Genomic DNA, 16,234 nt, shown 5'->3' with positions numbered 1-16,234 from the left:
CGTTTACACACCAAGAAGTGTGTTTAACAGAGGCGTTTTAGCTTCAAGCTCATGCTTAGCGACCTCTTCGACTATATGGCCATGTTCAACCACATAATGCCGATCTGCGATAGGAGCAGCAAAACGAAAGTTTTGCTCTACCAATAGTATTGTTAGTCCGCGACGTTTTAGCTCAACTAGAACCTCACCCAGCTTCTTGACAATTACTGGAGCCAACCCTTCAGTAATCTCATCAAGCAATAGAATATTGGCACCAGAACGCAAAATACGTGCAATCGCCAACATCTGCTGTTCACCACCCGATAAACGAGTGCCCTGACTAAAGCGACGCTCTAAGAGATTAGGAAAGATTTCGTAGATTTCCTCCACACTCATCCCATCACTACGAACTGTCGGTGGAAGCATAAGATTCTCTTCAACATTTAAACTCGCGAAGATGCCACGCTCTTCAGGACAAAACCCAACGCCAAGATGAGCGACACGATGAGCAGGAAGTTCAAGGGTCTCAGCACCATTAATATTGATGCTACCTGTGCGACGCCCGACCATATTCATAATTGAGCGCAACGTCGTTGAACGACCAGAACCGTTACGACCCAGCAGGGTTACAAGCTCACCCTGCATTACATGCAGATCAATACCGTGAAGGATATGAGACTCACCGTAGAAAGCATGCAAATCACGAATCCGGATTTTTTCATTACCAGTCATCATGCTTCAGCCTCCTCTTCGCTAACACCAAGATAAGCTTCTCGTACCCGGCTATCGGCAGAAACAGTTGCATAGTCACCCTCTGTAAGGATAGCGCCTCGCTGTAGCACCGAAATATTATCGGCAAGTTTTGAGACAACATGAAGATTGTGCTCGACCATCAATATCGTTCTATCCTTCGATACCTTTTTAATCAATTCAGCAACCGTCTCAACATCTTCATGACCCATACCCTGAGTTGGCTCATCCAGCAACATCAACTCAGGATCTAGCGCCAACGTAGTTGCAATCTCAAGTGCTCGCTTGCGACCGTATGGCTGATCAACCGTTAAAGAGTTCGCATGGTCCGCCAATCCAACCGAATCTAATAGCTCGATAGCTCGATCATTTAATCGATCTAAAACTTTCTCAGACTTCCAAAAATGAAAGCTATTACCCTCTTTGCGCTGCAATGCAATACGAACATTTTCCAGGACTGTCAGGTGAGGGAATACCGCAGAGATCTGAAAAGAACGAATCACGCCACGACGTGCAATTTCAGCGGAACGCATATTCGTAATGTCGTTGCCATTAAAAAGAATCTGCCCCGAGGTCGGGATCAAAAATTTGGTTAACAGATTGAAGACCGTGGTTTTACCAGCCCCGTTAGGACCAATAAGCGCATGAATACTTCCGCGCTCAATGTTCAAGTTCACATTATCTACAGCAGTGAATCCCTTGAACTCTTTAATCAGATTCTTCGTCTGCAATACGTAATCGGCACTCATGAAGCTTAGCTTTTCCCGTCTATTCGATGTTGTTTTTATTGCAGCACAGCATGAGAAAACGACTTTCAAAATGCTTTAGCTTGAGCGTAAAGTTAGCAAGTAATAACCCGGAAAGCAAAGTACTACTTTAGTAATACGAGAGGGTATTTTTACTAAAAAAACTCAATATTATTATTATTTTTCAACAACTTAAGAAAAAATTCACATCATTAATAATAAATAAAGGTTTTCACTTATTAATGTTTACGTAAACGTAAAGCTGGGTTATTGTAGCTTTATATATTTTTTATAAGGCAGCCCATGACCGAGCAAACCACCTTCTCAATTAGCGATCTTGCAAAAGAGTTTGACCTAACCACCCGAAGCGTTCGCTTCTACGAAGACCAAAATCTTCTCTTCCCAACAAGAAGAGGACAGACACGAATTTACTCCAAGCAGGACCGCGTGCGTTTGAAGCTTATTCTACGAGGCAAGCGCCTAGGCTTCTCTTTAGCTGAGATAGGCGAGCTATTCTCTCTCTGGGACGAAACTAGTTCGGGCAGTGAAAAGCAACTCAAGCGACTACTAGAGGTAATCAACACCAAGCGAGCAGAACTGGCACAACAGCTTGAAGATATAGCCAACCTCCAAACCGAACTTTCCGCTGCCGAGGTTCGATGCCTCGAGGCACTTAACGAACTTCGTGAGCAATCAACAAACAAACGCAACGCTGTTTAATACAAATAATAGGAATATACGATGATTTCACAATACTCTGGACTCAACTTTGGCCTTGGCGAAACCATTGAAATGATGCGTGACCAAGTCAATGCTTTTGCTGCAAAAGAGATCGCACCTCGCGCAGCCGAAATTGATCTTAATAACGAATTCCCCAAAGACCTGTGGCGCAAGTTTGGAGACATGGGTCTGTTAGGCATTACTGTTAAGGAAGAGTATGGCGGCGTTGACATGGGCTACCTTGCACACGTAATAGCAATGGAAGAACTTAGCCGAGCTTCTGCATCTGTTGCCCTATCATACGGCGCTCACTCCAATCTTTGCGTAAATCAGATTCACCGAAACGGCACTGAAGAACAGAAACAGAAATACTTACCAAAGTTAATTAGTGGGGAACACGTAGGGGCTCTCGCAATGTCTGAGCCTAATGCTGGTTCCGATGTTGTATCAATGAAATTAACTGCGCGTGATAACGGCGATCATTACCTACTTAACGGTAATAAAATGTGGATCACAAACGGACCAGACGCTGATACATATGTTATCTACGCAAAAACAGATACATCTGCTGGAGCAAAAGGCATTACAGCATTTATCGTAGAGCGTGATTACCCTGGTTTTTCGCGTCACCAGAAGCTTGATAAATTAGGTATGCGAGGATCCAACACTTGTGAACTAGTTTTCATCGACTGCCCTGTTCCTAAAGAGAACATTTTAGGCGAGCTAAATGGTGGTGTTCGTGTACTTATGTCTGGATTAGATTATGAGCGTCTAGTTCTAGCTGGTGGGCCTCTGGGAATTATGGAAGCGGCGATGGATATCTCCATCCCATACATCCGTGACAGACAGCAGTTTGGCCAAGCCATTGGTGAATTTGAACTAGTGCAAGGAAAGGTGGCTGATATGTACACGTTGATGAACGCATGTAAGTCATACACATACACGGTAGCTCAAGCTGCGATGCGTGGTGAAACAAGCCGTAAAGACTGTGCTGGTGTTATCTTATACACAGCAGAGACGGCGACAAAGCTAGCACTCGATGCTATTCAACTCCTCGGCGGCAACGGTTACATCAATGAATTCCCTACTGGCAGACTTCTTCGCGACGCTAAGCTTTATGAGATTGGCGCCGGCACATCAGAAATCCGTCGAATGCTTATTGGCCGAGAGCTGTTCCTAAACAAGTAACAGAACCAATCAGAGGTGGAGAGTCATTCATCACCTCATCATCATTTGATACAAGTTGTGAGGAACAGTGTATGCCTATACTGCAAAGCAAGGTTAATAAACGTGCAATTGAATTTATTAACAACAACACAAGCATGACCAATGCAGTCAACGATCTTAGAGAAAAAGTAAAGCTAGTCGAACAAGGGGGTGGCGCTAAGTATCAAGAGCGCCATCTTTCACGCGGCAAGCTGCTTCCTCGAGATCGAGTAAACGTCCTTCTGGATGAAGGTTCACCTTTTCTAGAGCTTTCACAACTAGCAGCCTATGAAGTTTACGACGATAACGTACCTGCTGCAGGCGTTATTACTGGCATTGGCAGGGTTAGCGGCCAGGAATGCATGATTATCGCAAATGATGCGACGGTTAAGGGCGGCACCTACTTCCCTCTTACGGTTAAAAAGCATTTGCGTGCGCAAGAGATTGCCGAGCAAAACAATCTACCTTGCATCTACCTTGTAGACTCAGGGGGTGCGAACCTACCCCAACAAGATCAAGTATTTCCGGATCGTGACCATTTCGGTCGCATCTTCTTCAATCAGGCCAGAATGTCAGCAAAAGGGATACCGCAGATTGCGGTAGTAATGGGGCTTTGTACGGCAGGTGGAGCTTATGTTCCTGCAATGGCGGACGAATCAATCATTGTACGCAATCAAGGCACTATCTTCCTAGCAGGCCCTCCCCTCGTAAAAGCCGCTACAGGTGAAGTGGTGAGCGCTGAAGATCTTGGCGGTGCCGATGTTCACTGTAAAATTTCAGGCGTAGCAGACCACTATGCAGAAAATGACGCACACGCTTTACAGATCGCACGAACCTGTGTGGCTAACCTAAACCGCCGCAAGCAGGTTGAAGGAGATATCCGAGCACCAAAAGCACCACTTTTCGATGCGAATGAAATCTACGGAATTGTAGGAACAGATCTTAAAAAACCATTCGATGTTAGAGAAATTATCGCTCGTATCGTCGATGGTTCTGAATTCGATGAATTCAAAAAGCTATACGGCACAACACTTATTACGGGATTTGCCCACATCCACGGATATCCAGTAGGCATCTTGGCCAATAACGGCATCCTGTTTAGCGATTCAGCCCAGAAAGGGGCACATTTTATTGAGCTATGTTGCCAAAGAAAGATTCCTCTTATCTTCTTGCAAAATATAACTGGATTCATGGTTGGACAAAAAAGTGAATCGGAAGGTATTGCCAAGCATGGTGCGAAACTAGTCACAGCAGTTGCTTGTGCTGATGTTCCTAAGCTTACAGTTTTGATTGGCGGCTCATTTGGTGCTGGTAACTATGGAATGTGTGGCAGAGCCTATAGCCCTAACTTCTTGTGGATGTGGCCGAACGCTCGCATATCTGTGATGGGCGGTGAACAAGCAGCAGGCGTTCTAGCCACAGTAAAAAGAGACGGTTTAGAGCGCCAAGGACAAACCTGGTCTGCTGAGGAAGAGGCTGAGTTCAAAAAGCCTGTGTTAGACACATATGAGCGTCAGGGGCATCCATACTATGCTAGCGCTCGACTGTGGGATGATGGCGTCATAGATCCAGCACAAACTCGTGAAGTTCTAGCTATGGGGCTCTCTGCAGCGCTAAACAAACCGGTCCCGGACACTAAGTTCGGCGTATTCCGTATGTAAGAGGTGAATATGTCTGAATCTTTAGTTCTTCTCGAAAAAACCAAATCAGGCTGTGCGAATCTTGTAATCAATCGTCCTGAAGTCCACAACGCTTTTGATGACACTATCATCGAGCAGCTCATTACTGGACTTAAAGAAGCCGAAAACGATCCCGATGTTCGCGTCTTAGCACTACGATCTAATGGTAAGAACTTTTCTGCCGGGGCTGATCTTGGCTGGATGAAACGGATAGCAAATAACAGTTATGCAGAAAACCTCGTTGATGCAGGCCGACTTGCCGAGCTGATGCGTTGTCTTTACCAATTTTCTAAACCAACTATCTGCCTCGTTCAAGGTGCTGCTTATGGCGGTGCGGTTGGACTAGCCGCATGCTGCGATATCGTGATTGCTGAAGAAGGAAGTCGATTCTGCTTGAGTGAAGTGAAAATCGGACTAATTCCAGCAGTTATATCGCCATATGTCGTTCGTGCAATTGGCGAAAGACAATCACGAAGATTTTTCCTAACTGCTGAGCCATTTAATGCACTTGAAGCATATAGATTTGGATTAGTTCATGAGGTAGTGAGTGACTCAACTCAATTTGATGAGGCCCTAGAAAAGTTCACAAGCATTTTGATCGGGAACAGCCCTCAGGGAATGCATGCAGCTAAAGATCTCATCTTTGCCGTTAGCAATAAAGAAATTGATGAACCTCTAATAAATGATACAGCTCGCCGCATAGCAGAAATTCGTGTAAGCCCAGAAGGTCAGGAAGGACTAGGTGCCTTCCTTGAAAAGCGCAAGCCGAACTGGATTCAGGAGTAACCCAAGATGTTTAGTAAAATATTAATTGCAAACCGTGGCGAGATCGCATGCCGCGTTATTCAGACAGCACATCGTTTAGGCATAAAATGTGTTGCGGTTTACTCAGAAGCAGATGCGAATGCGCGACATGTAACCATGGCCGATGAAGCATTCCTATTAGGCCCTGCACCTAGTTCAGAAAGTTATTTACGCACAGATGCGATTATAGATATCTGCAAGCGCTCAGGTGCACAAGCAGTCCACCCAGGCTATGGTTTCTTATCTGAAAACACCTCTTTTGCAGAAGCTCTTGAAGCACAGGGAATAACATTCATTGGCCCTCCTTCGTCCGCTATTGCTGCGATGGGCTCCAAATCTGCCGCGAAAGCAATTATGGAAGATGCAGGTGTTCCATTAGTTCCTGGCTACCATGGTGAAGATCAATCACCTGAGTTGCTGCGCAAAGAGTCAGAGCGTTGTGGTTACCCACAGCTTCTCAAAGCCATTGCGGGTGGCGGTGGTAAAGGGATGCGCGTTGTAAATTCATTAGAAGAGTTTGATAGTGCATTGCAGTCTGCTCGCCGAGAAGCGCAAAACGCTTTTGGCAATCCCGACATGCTTATTGAACGCTATCTTACTCAACCTCGCCACGTAGAAATTCAAGTTTTCTGTGATCAATTAGGTCATTCAATTTACCTTGCTGAACGCGATTGTTCTGTGCAGCGCCGCCATCAAAAAGTAATCGAGGAAGCTCCTGCTCCAGGACTTTCAGATGAAACCAGGCGTGCGATGGGAGAGGCCGCTGTTCGAGCAGCAGAGGCTATTAATTACGTTGGCGCCGGCACAGTTGAATTTCTGTATGACGTAGATGGCTCCTTCTACTTCATGGAGATGAATACACGTCTACAAGTAGAACACCCTGTAACAGAAATGATTACAGGCCTAGACCTAGTCGAATGGCAACTTCGTATAGCTAGTGGCGAAGCACTTCCTCTTGCTCAGAACGAACTAACAATTAAAGGGCATGCACTTGAAGCGCGCATATATGCTGAAGACCCAGAGAATGACTTCCTTCCAGCTACAGGCAAACTGAACTACCTGAGAACGCCTGTAGAAAGCAATCATGTCCGAGTTGACACTGGTGTTGTTGAGGGTGACGAAGTCAGCATCTATTACGACCCTATGATTGCTAAATTGATTGTATGGGATGAGTGCAGAGAAAAAGCCGTTGATCGCATGGTACAAGCACTTGAGGATTATCGTATTTCAGGTGTTAAAACTAACACCCAATTCCTTCATGCACTTGCTGATTCAACTCCATTTAGAGAATGCGAATTAGACACAGGATTCATTGAAAAACACGAAAAACTAATTTTCAAATCACAGTCTGCAGATAAAAATCGCTTACTTGCTATTGCTACGGCTTTCTTTTGCGAATCTGAACGAAGCAACTCAATCATTCCAGGCGACCAGTTCTCCCCTTTCAGCTCAACTAGTAGCTGGCGTTTGAACTCTTCATATTCTCGGCCAGTTACGTTAGTGATTGATGATGAGCACTATGATCTTAATGTATTAGAGATAGGAAATTGCTATCACCTCAGTCTCGGTGATATCCACTATGAAGTGAAAGCTTGCCTATCGGAGGATCTCCTTTCTCTGGTGATTGATGGCCATAAACTCTCTGTTCATGGGAATTTAGATGGAGACAAGCTGGCACTATTTTACCAAGGCGAACAATTTGAATGTATTCGCCATCGTCAGACATTTACTGATACAAATGAGAACAACGAAGGTTCACTCTCAGCTCCAATGAACGGAGCGGTGGTCGCCGTTCTAGTCGAAGAAGGTCAAGAGGTGACTGCGGGACAGGCGCTTGTGATTATGGAAGCTATGAAAATGGAGCATAAAATTTCCGCACCGTACGACGGGAAGGTAAGCTCAATTTTTTATGCTGATGGTGACATGGTTAGCGAAGGCGCAGACCTTATTGCGATAGAGCCACTCGCGGAGGTTGAAGCTTAATGAATTTACCCAATTCAGTAAGAATCGTTGAGGTAGGCCCCCGTGATGGTCTTCAAAATGAAAAAGGTGAATTCATTAGCACCGAGGTTAAGGTTGAACTGATCAATTCCCTGGCGGATGCTGGGCTCACTCATATTGAAGCTGCAAGCTTCGTTTCACCGAAATGGGTGCCTCAGATGGCAGATGCTACTGAAGTCATGAGTGGTATTGAACGCAAGAAGGGTGTGACCTATTCAGCATTAACTCCTAACTTGATTGGCCTTGAAGGCGCAATTAGCGGTCGCGCTAATGAAATTGCCGTATTCAGTGCAGCTTCTGAGGCGTTTACTGAAAAAAACATCAACTGTTCAATAAGTGAAAGTTTAGAGCGTTTTAAGCCCGTCATGTCCGCCGCCGAAAAGGCTGGTATTCCTGTTCGCGGATATGTCTCGACAGTAATTGGCTGCCCCTACGCTGGAGATATCGATCCAGAGGCTGTGGCGAAAGTTGCGGAAGCTATGTACAAAATGGGCTGCTATGAGATATCGCTAGGTGATACGGTAGGGGTCGGAACTCCATTAAAAGTGAAGCGCATGCTGGCCGCAGTGAGTGCTCTCGTCCCTAAAGAGCGTTTGGCTGTTCATTTTCACGATACCTACGGGCAAGCGTTGGCGAATATTTACGCAGCTCTTGAAGAGGGAATTGCAGTCATCGATAGTTCTGTTGCAGGCCTTGGAGGATGCCCATACGCTAAGGGTGCCTCTGGGAATGTGGCAACTGAAGATGTGGTCTACTTGCTGGAAGGTTTAGGCATTTCATCAGGTATTAATCTGGATGCTTTAGTGAAAACTAGCCACTGGATCACCAAAAAACTGGATAAGAAAAATAACTCAAAGGTCGCATTGGCAATGGGAGCTGATCGATTACAGTTGGAGGAACAATAATGAGCGCACAACCAAAACATATAACCGCTCTCGAACTTGGCATCCCAGCACGAGAAGAACTGCCAGATAATTTTCAAAAATACTTTAATGTTTGTGATGAAAAGCTTGGCATGGTTCCAAATGTACTAAAAGCCTACAGTCATCGACCGGATCAACTGGACGTCTTTTCTCGCATTTACAACGAGCTAATGTTCGGTGAAAGCGGCGTAACCAAATTAGAGAAAGAGATGATTGCTGTTGCTGTTTCAGCATCGAATAGCTGCTACTACTGTCAAGTAGCTCACGGAGCCGCCGTGCGGGGATACTCTGGTGATCCAACCTTAGGTGAATTAATGGTGATGAACTATCGTGCAGCTGAGCTTTCCGAGCGTCAGCGCGCAATGCTCGACTTCGCAGTAAAGTTAACAGAGTCTCCAGAGGCTATGATCGAAGCTGATCGCCAAGCGCTCCGAGATGTTGGCTTCAGCGATCGCGACATTTGGGATATAGCCAATGTCGCTGGTTTCTACAATATGACCAACCGCGTAGCAAGTGCTGTCGATATGCAACCAAACCTTGAATACCACACACAGAATCGGTCTTAACCTTAAATCACTACAACTCTAAGGAGCTAAGGAATGAAAACAATAAACCTAAGCTACACGAATGGCGTTTCAACTACACCTTTACTCGGCACTACAATCGGTGACAAGTTTGATGAAATTGCTCATCGCTTTGCTGATAATGACGCATTAATTGTGCGTCATCAAAACATCCGCTGGACCTATGCTGAGCTGGCTGAAAGAGTGGAACAGGCGGCTAAAGCCTTCATCGCGATCGGTGTCGAACCTGGTGATCGTGTTGGCATGTGGTCACCGAACTGCGCTGAATGGACTATTACCCAATTCGCTACTGCAAAAGTCGGTGCGATTCTAGTAAATATCAACCCTGCTTACCGCTTACATGAACTTGAGTATGCACTCAACCAATCAGAGGCCAAGTATTTAGTAACCGCAGATTCTTTTAAGAGCTCCGACTACCGCGGCATGCTCTATGAATTAGCACCTGAATTACAACACGCTGCTGTTGGAGCACTCGAATCGACCAAGTTGAACCACCTAAAAGGAGTGATCAATCTCGATTCAGACAAACATTCCGGCATGTGGCGCTGGAACGACTTTGTAGAGCTAGGACAGGGTGTCTCAAGTGAGCACCTTGAATCTGTTCAGTCGGCACTACAGGCTGATGATGCAATTAATATTCAATATACATCTGGTACCACCGGCTTCCCGAAAGGTGCCACCCTGTCGCATCATAATATTCTTAACAACGGTTTCTTCGTGGCAGAGTCGATGAACCTGACCGATCAAGATCGCATGGTTATTCCAGTCCCTCTATACCACTGCTTCGGTATGGTGATGGGTAACCTCGGATGTGTGACTCATGGCGCGACAATGATTTACCCATCCGATGCGTTCGAGCCCCAGTCAGTGCTCGAAACCGTTGAGGCTGAACGAGCTACCGCACTTTACGGTGTTCCTACAATGTTCATTGCTGAACTTGAGCACCCGGAATTTGATAAGTACGACGTATCAACTCTTCGTACTGGCATCATGGCCGGCTCTATCTGCCCCGCCGAAGTGATGAAAGCTGTCAACTCAAAACTACACATGAAAGAGGTACAGATCGCCTACGGTATGACTGAGACTAGCCCAGTATCTACCCAGACTGCTGCCAGTGATCCATTCGAAAAACAGGTCACCACTGTTGGTCGCACTCAACCGCACCTGGAGACGAAACTGGTGGACCCAGCCACGGGCCATACGGTCCCACGAGGCGAGATTGGTGAGCTTTGTACTCGCGGATACAGCGTAATGCTTGGGTACTGGAACAACTTAGAAGCGACTAGCAATGCGATTGATGAGGCACGCTGGATGCATACAGGTGACCTCGCCATTATGGACGATGAAGGCTATATCCAAATCGTGGGCCGCATCAAAGATATGGTGATTCGTGGAGGTGAAAATATCTACCCGAAAGAGATTGAGGAGTTCCTATACACCCATCCACACATCTCTGACGTACAGGTGATCGGGGTTCCTGACAAACGCTTCGGTGAAGAGTTAGTCGCATGGATTAAGCTGGTTGCAAATGCACCTGAGGTAAGCGCAGATGATTTGAAGGAGTTCTGTAAAGGACAGATCACACACTTCAAGATTCCTAAGCACTTCAAATTTACTGATAGCTTCCCAATGACCGTGACCGGCAAGATCCAGAAATTCAAGATGCGTGAAATATCTATTAGTGAGTTAGAGATCGAGAGCGAGTAATAGTCAACAAGGGGAGCTAAATACTCCCCTTATCTTCTCAGGTAAATATGTCTGTAACAATTCAAAATCACTACCAAAATGAACTCGATGTAGAACTGATCGTCGGGCAAATTCGCAAACATTTCTCTGAAGGCGCAGAAGACTTTCAACTAGCGCCAGTTGACCAACTACATGTCGGTGGTTTGGGCGCATCAAAAAGGCTACTTGAGCGACTAACACCTCTGAAACCGCTACATGTTTTGGAGGTCGGGTCAGGTTTAGGTGGATTAATGCGTCAAGTGGAGTCACACGGGACGATGCAAGTCACCGGAATCGACATCTGTCACGAATTCAACCGCCTTAACCGCGAGCTTAGCCGTGTTGCAGTGGGCGATTTCAGAGGTCGAGTAGTAACAGCTGATGCACTTGCTTTACCTTTCAAAGACTCCAGTTTTGATCTAATTATATTTCAACATTCTTTACTCAACATACCCGATACTCAAGCGCTGTTAAACGAGTGCCATAGGCTTTTGCGTGAGAAAGGTTCACTATTGCTGCACGAAATTTTTACAGGAACCACACCCGAAATGATGGTCTATCCTGTTCCTTGGGCACGCTCTAGCGCGACATCGCATATAATCAGCATAGAAAAAATGACTGAGCTACTGAAGTCTGCAGATTTCGACATCCAGTCAATAGAAGATTGGACAGAGGAGGCGCTTAACTGGCGCCAAAAGCAAGTAGCCAAAGAAACAACTTCTCAACAGTCGCGTGCAAAACTAGCGCCTACTATGATCTTTGGACAAGAATTTTTAGCCATGGGAAAGAATATTGTGTTTAATATTTCTAATAACGCGGTACGCGTCGTAGAAATATTAGCAAGGGCGAGATGATAAAACCGATCGACGAACTTCAAAACTGCCGCGAAGATGCCGACAGATATCGTCTGCTTGCAGAGCAGTCGACTGATATGATCTCTCGCCATACCACTTCGCCTGATTGGACCTATATAGATGTCAGTCCTGCGGTAGAGAAGATTCTAGGGTACACCGCTGAAGAGATCATTGGCACTTCTGGTTATGCAGCATTCCATCCCAATGATGCAGACAACCTCACCAAGCGTGACGCCAGCGTGCGATACCGTGAAGGGTTGTATAGCAACATATATCGCTATCGTCATAAAGCGGGACACTACATCTGGTTAGAAACCACTAGTCGCGTCATCCGTGATTCAGCCGGGAAACCGCTGGAAATCATCTGTGTCTCACGCGACGTAACCGAACGCGAAGAGATTCAGCAGACTATGGCACGTCTTGCAAGAGTAGTCGAAGCATCTTCAGATATGATCATGTTTTGTAACCATGAGACGCACAGGCTTACATACCTAAATGAATCCGCCTACCACACACTAGGAACGGAACAAGAGACTCCAGTAAGCTATTACCTACCAGAGCTATTCACTCAAGAAATATATCACTCACTGGTATGCGATGCTTTGAAGCACGCTTTTGATCACGGAGTCTGGTACGGCAGCATCCCGATGGAGTTGCCTGATAGTCTAGAGCGGGTCGCTGAAATTCGTGAGATCATCGCGCACCGCAATCGCCGCGAAGACGATAAAGTCGACTACTATTCTATTATTGGTCGCGATATAACCCTCAAATTAAGAGCAGAGGAAGCTGCAAAACGACACCAGCTTGAAATTGCACATATGTCACGTCTGATGTCTGTAAGTGAGATGGCTGCCGGATTGGCACATGAGATCAATCAACCTCTCGCAACCATTCTCAATTACTGTCACGGAACGGCCTTACGTTTAAGTGAGGGAGTTACAAATCCGGTTGAAACTGTAACCCAGTCAATGAAACTGATCACTCAACAGGCGAAACGTGCATCGGATATCATCAAACGTATGCGTGCATTTGTGGCAAAGACCGAGCACCATCAGGTGGAGTTCTCAATTAACGAGTGCTGCCGCGAGGTTTCTACCTTCCTCTATCAGGAAGCACTGGATCACAATATCCGCTTCATTTTCGAGTTAGCTAAGCAGGACCCTCTTCTGGTGGCCGATAAAATACAGATTGAGCAGGTACTTCTTAATCTGATCCGTAACGCGATTGAGGCATACAGTGATTGCGAGCGATCGCAGAGGTCCGTTACCATAAAGACAGAATTGAATGAAAAGCAACTGGTTATTCATGTAGAAGATAAGGGCAGCGGTATATCTCAAGAGGGGCTAGAGAGACTATTTGAACCTTTCTATACTTCCAAATCGACCGGCTTAGGGATGGGCTTATCCATATCACGAACCATTATAGAGACACACGGTGGGCAGCTGTATGCGACCAGTGATGCAGAAGATGGAACTCGATTTACACTCAAGCTTCCGATAAGAGACTAGCCATGGATCAGCTAACCAATAGCACAATATACATCGTTGACGATGACGAAGACTTCCGCAACTCGATGAGTTGGTTATTGGAGTCGGTTAACTGCAGGGTTGAGTGTTTTTCAAGTGCTCGGAGTTTTCTAGAACGCTACGACGGCGGCCTTGGATGCATGTTGTTGGATGTACGTATGCCTGAGATCAACGGACTGGCGCTGCAACAGATTATGATCGAACGGAATATTAAGATGCCTATCATCGTGATCTCTGGTCATGGAGATATTCAGATGGCAGTTAGTGCAATGAAACAGGGCGCAATAGATTTTATAGAGAAGCCGTTCGATGGTGATGTACTTATACGTTTGGTAAAAAAGGCACTTTCGCTCGCCGAGGACAATTACGAGCTGCGTACCGAAGAGACACGCATTCGTGAGCTATACGCCAACCTCAGTCAGCGCGAAGTGGAGGTTATGGATTTAGTTGTGCAGGGTAATGCCAATCGCGAAATTGCAGATCAGCTTAATATCAGTCCAAAGACGGTAGAGGTACACCGTTCCCGTGTAATGGCAAAAATGCAAGCAAGCAACATTGCCGATCTGATTCGCCTTCACAACAATCTAGCCCCTAAGTAATACTTAGACCGGTATTGCGTAGGTCATGGTGGCATGTGCAACCGGATCAGTATCCCCTTCCGAAACTATAGTCACCTCTCCTACTGCCAGCCTTTTTCCTACCTTGAGCATCTCAGCGATCGCTACAATGTTAGCATCAGCTTTGGGTTTTCGAAGAAAGTTGATATTCAAATTGGTGGTTACGGCCAAGCTGACCGGGCCAATAACACTCAGTAAAGCTGCATAGACTGCAACATCAGCCAAAGCCATCATGGTAGGACCTGATACAGTACCACCAGGGCGAAGATGATCATCACCCACGGCTAGTACCATTGTTGCTTTTCCAGGCTCCAACTCAACTAACTCGCCAAACCGATCCCCTTGAGGAAACTGTTCGGCAAGAAATGCCCGCATCTCATCTAACTGCATTTTTACCTCGTATGAACTTGCTTAAAGGAAGAACCCCTAAGAGATAAGTCCCAAAAATCTGATGACTCACCCTTAGTAGGCGTCGACTTCGTCGCGAGCACGATTGCGGAGCACAAAACGCTGTATCTTACCGCTTGGTGTCTTAGGCAGCTCGTCAACAAACTCGATTTCTCTTGGGAAAGCATGAGTCGAAAGACGACTACGGACATGAGTCTGCAGCGTCTCCGCCAGCTCTTCTGTCGGCGCAAAACCAGATTTAATCACAACATACGCCTTAATAATTGCACCACGCTTCTGGTCGGGTTTACCCACCACACCGGATTCCGCGACCGAATCATGCTCTAGTAACGTACTCTCCACATCAGCCGGTCCGACGCGATACCCTGCGGTAGTAATAATGTCATCATCTCGACCAGTAAACGAGAAACTTCCATCGCCATGACTGAGTACCACATCACCCGTGAGATAGTAGTTACCATGATAGGGCTCTTTCTCCTGCCAGGTGTATCCTGGAAAGAAGAAGAGGGGGGAGTTAGATATATCAACCGCCAACTGCCCCTGTTCGCCCTCATTCACTTCATTGAAATCAGCATCTAGAGCTACGACTCTATGCCCTGGCATTGAAAAGCCCATCGAACCCACGCGAACAACCGACTGGTCCAACGCATGGTGGTTACAAGCGGTCATCCCTGTCTCTGTCTGCCCATAGTGATCCATCACAGGGCACCCCAAGCGACGTTTAACCCAGGAAATAACTTCTGGGTTAAGCGGTTCACCCGCGCTGCTCGCAAGTCGAAGGTTGAAGCGTTCATCCGCCCCTAATTGATCATCATTTGCCATCAACATGCGATAAGCCGTAGGAGCCGCAGCTAAGTTGGTGATCCCATATTTACGAAGCATCTGATAGGTGGTTTCAGGTGTAAAGCCAGCCTCGCAGAAATGAGTAGTGTTTCCTAAGAGTAAGGGGCCTACAACAGCGTAATAGAGACCGTAGGCCCAGCCCGGATCGGCTACGTTCCAAAACTTATCTTCGGGCACCAAGCCAATGGCATAGCGCATATAGACGTAGAAAGAGAGTATCGCTCTCGTAGGTACTGCAACCCCCTTAGATTTGCCTACAGTACCCGAGGTAAACATCTGCAGAAAAGGCTCATCTTTACCCACACGCACGGGGACAAACTCAGTGGACTGATTATATACAGACGTAACGAAATCAGGCTCTTGAGCATATTGCTCCGGAGCTTGAGCCGCGTTAACTAACAGCACCGCTGGGCAACCTTCGACATCATCCAGTTTTGAGCGATTTGCAGGATCTGTCACGATCAACCGCGTATCCGCTTGCTGCACTCGATATTCGATGGCTCCTGAACCAAAAGCAGTGAAGAGCGGCTGATAGACACCTCCAACTCGAAGAGTACCGAGAATCACTACCATCAATTCCGCTGAACGAGGCAGGAGTGCAGAAACTCGATCACCCTGACCAATACCCTGCGAGGTCAAATAGTTGGCGAACTGCGCAGCTCTGTCACGCAGCTCCACAAAGGTATAAGCGGATGAAGTTCCATTCACCGACTCATGCCTAAGGGCAACGGCGGTAGGATCAGAGCACCACTTATCGATCATCTCTTCACAGACGTTAAAGCCTTTCTCTAGCGTACCTAACATCTCCTGTTCAACTGATTCAACGCTAAACTGGTCGTAGAATTTCTGGTAGTTTTGTGCGCTCATTT

At 46.4% G+C, this 16,234-nt stretch carries 15 protein-coding genes; 11 read left to right on the top strand and 4 right to left on the bottom strand.

Annotated elements, in window-relative coordinates; all coding sequences use genetic code 11:
• Positions 1-3: 3 nt before the first annotated feature.
• Together XMM312_RS05135 and XMM312_RS05130 are read right to left on the bottom strand one after the other, a co-directional pair.
• Positions 4-714, bottom strand: coding sequence for an ABC transporter ATP-binding protein (locus XMM312_RS05135; protein ID WP_173481704.1), 711 nt, complete (start codon positions 712-714; stop codon positions 4-6).
• On the bottom strand, positions 711-1,478 hold the full coding sequence (locus XMM312_RS05130; RefSeq protein ID WP_173481703.1) for an ABC transporter ATP-binding protein: 768 nt from the start codon (positions 1,476-1,478) through the stop codon (positions 711-713). Before XMM312_RS05130 ends, XMM312_RS05135 begins: the two co-directional genes overlap by 4 nt.
• A gap of 300 nt (positions 1,479-1,778) precedes the next feature.
• Here XMM312_RS05130 and XMM312_RS05125 point away from each other — a divergent pair, with 300 nt between their 5' ends.
• The 11 genes from XMM312_RS05125 (at position 1,779) to XMM312_RS05075 (ending at position 14,096) form a co-directional block, all read left to right on the top strand.
• Positions 1,779-2,195 carry a MerR family DNA-binding transcriptional regulator gene (locus tag XMM312_RS05125; protein ID WP_173481702.1) on the top strand — a complete coding sequence of 139 codons (417 nt, stop codon included), beginning with the start codon at positions 1,779-1,781 and terminating at the stop codon, positions 2,193-2,195.
• Positions 2,196-2,216: 21 nt separating this feature from the next.
• Complete coding sequence (locus XMM312_RS05120) at positions 2,217-3,383, top strand: isovaleryl-CoA dehydrogenase (protein ID WP_173481701.1); 1,167 nt, start codon at positions 2,217-2,219, stop codon at positions 3,381-3,383.
• A gap of 71 nt (positions 3,384-3,454) precedes the next feature.
• Positions 3,455-5,062: a carboxyl transferase domain-containing protein gene (locus tag XMM312_RS05115; protein ID WP_173481700.1), complete on the top strand. Its 1,608-nt coding sequence runs from the start codon at positions 3,455-3,457 to the stop codon at positions 5,060-5,062.
• A 9-nt stretch (positions 5,063-5,071) separates the two neighbouring features.
• Positions 5,072-5,866, top strand: a complete 795-nt coding sequence (locus XMM312_RS05110) for an enoyl-CoA hydratase/isomerase family protein (RefSeq protein WP_173481699.1) — start codon at positions 5,072-5,074, stop codon at positions 5,864-5,866.
• A 6-nt stretch (positions 5,867-5,872) separates the two neighbouring features.
• On the top strand, positions 5,873-7,867 hold the full coding sequence (locus XMM312_RS05105; protein ID WP_173481698.1) for an acetyl/propionyl/methylcrotonyl-CoA carboxylase subunit alpha: 1,995 nt from the start codon (positions 5,873-5,875) through the stop codon (positions 7,865-7,867).
• Positions 7,867-8,790: a hydroxymethylglutaryl-CoA lyase gene (locus tag XMM312_RS05100; RefSeq protein ID WP_173481697.1), complete on the top strand. Its 924-nt coding sequence runs from the start codon at positions 7,867-7,869 to the stop codon at positions 8,788-8,790. The genes XMM312_RS05105 and XMM312_RS05100 overlap by 1 nt, the downstream gene beginning before the upstream one ends.
• A complete protein-coding gene (locus XMM312_RS05095) occupies positions 8,790-9,374 on the top strand; it encodes a peroxidase-related enzyme (protein ID WP_173481696.1) in 585 nt (194 codons plus the stop codon). The genes XMM312_RS05100 and XMM312_RS05095 overlap by 1 nt, the downstream gene beginning before the upstream one ends.
• Before the next feature lie 33 nt (positions 9,375-9,407).
• A complete protein-coding gene (locus XMM312_RS05090) occupies positions 9,408-11,099 on the top strand; it encodes an AMP-binding protein (RefSeq protein ID WP_173481695.1) in 1,692 nt (563 codons plus the stop codon).
• A gap of 47 nt (positions 11,100-11,146) precedes the next feature.
• Positions 11,147-11,971 carry a class I SAM-dependent methyltransferase gene (locus tag XMM312_RS05085; protein ID WP_173481694.1) on the top strand — a complete coding sequence of 275 codons (825 nt, stop codon included), beginning with the start codon at positions 11,147-11,149 and terminating at the stop codon, positions 11,969-11,971.
• On the top strand, positions 11,968-13,479 hold the full coding sequence (locus XMM312_RS05080; RefSeq protein ID WP_173481693.1) for an ATP-binding protein: 1,512 nt from the start codon (positions 11,968-11,970) through the stop codon (positions 13,477-13,479). Before XMM312_RS05085 ends, XMM312_RS05080 begins: the two co-directional genes overlap by 4 nt.
• Before the next feature lie 2 nt (positions 13,480-13,481).
• Positions 13,482-14,096, top strand: a complete 615-nt coding sequence (locus tag XMM312_RS05075) for a response regulator transcription factor (RefSeq protein ID WP_173481692.1) — start codon at positions 13,482-13,484, stop codon at positions 14,094-14,096.
• A gap of 3 nt (positions 14,097-14,099) precedes the next feature.
• On the opposite strand, the gene XMM312_RS05070 is transcribed toward XMM312_RS05075, so the two are convergent.
• Positions 14,100-14,504, bottom strand: coding sequence for a PaaI family thioesterase (locus tag XMM312_RS05070; protein WP_173481691.1), 405 nt, complete (start codon positions 14,502-14,504; stop codon positions 14,100-14,102).
• Between the two features lie 72 nt (positions 14,505-14,576).
• Positions 14,577-16,232 (bottom strand): AMP-binding protein, encoded by a 1,656-nt coding sequence (locus XMM312_RS05065; protein ID WP_173481690.1) that lies wholly within the window; start codon positions 16,230-16,232, stop codon positions 14,577-14,579.
• Between the last annotated feature and the right edge of the window lie 2 nt (positions 16,233-16,234).

Origin of the sequence: Marinobacterium sp. xm-m-312 (genome assembly GCF_013283295.1) — a bacterium.
GTDB lineage: Bacteria > Pseudomonadota > Gammaproteobacteria > Pseudomonadales > Balneatricaceae > Marinobacterium_E.
This window is presented reverse-complemented; position numbering and strand designations above follow the sequence as displayed.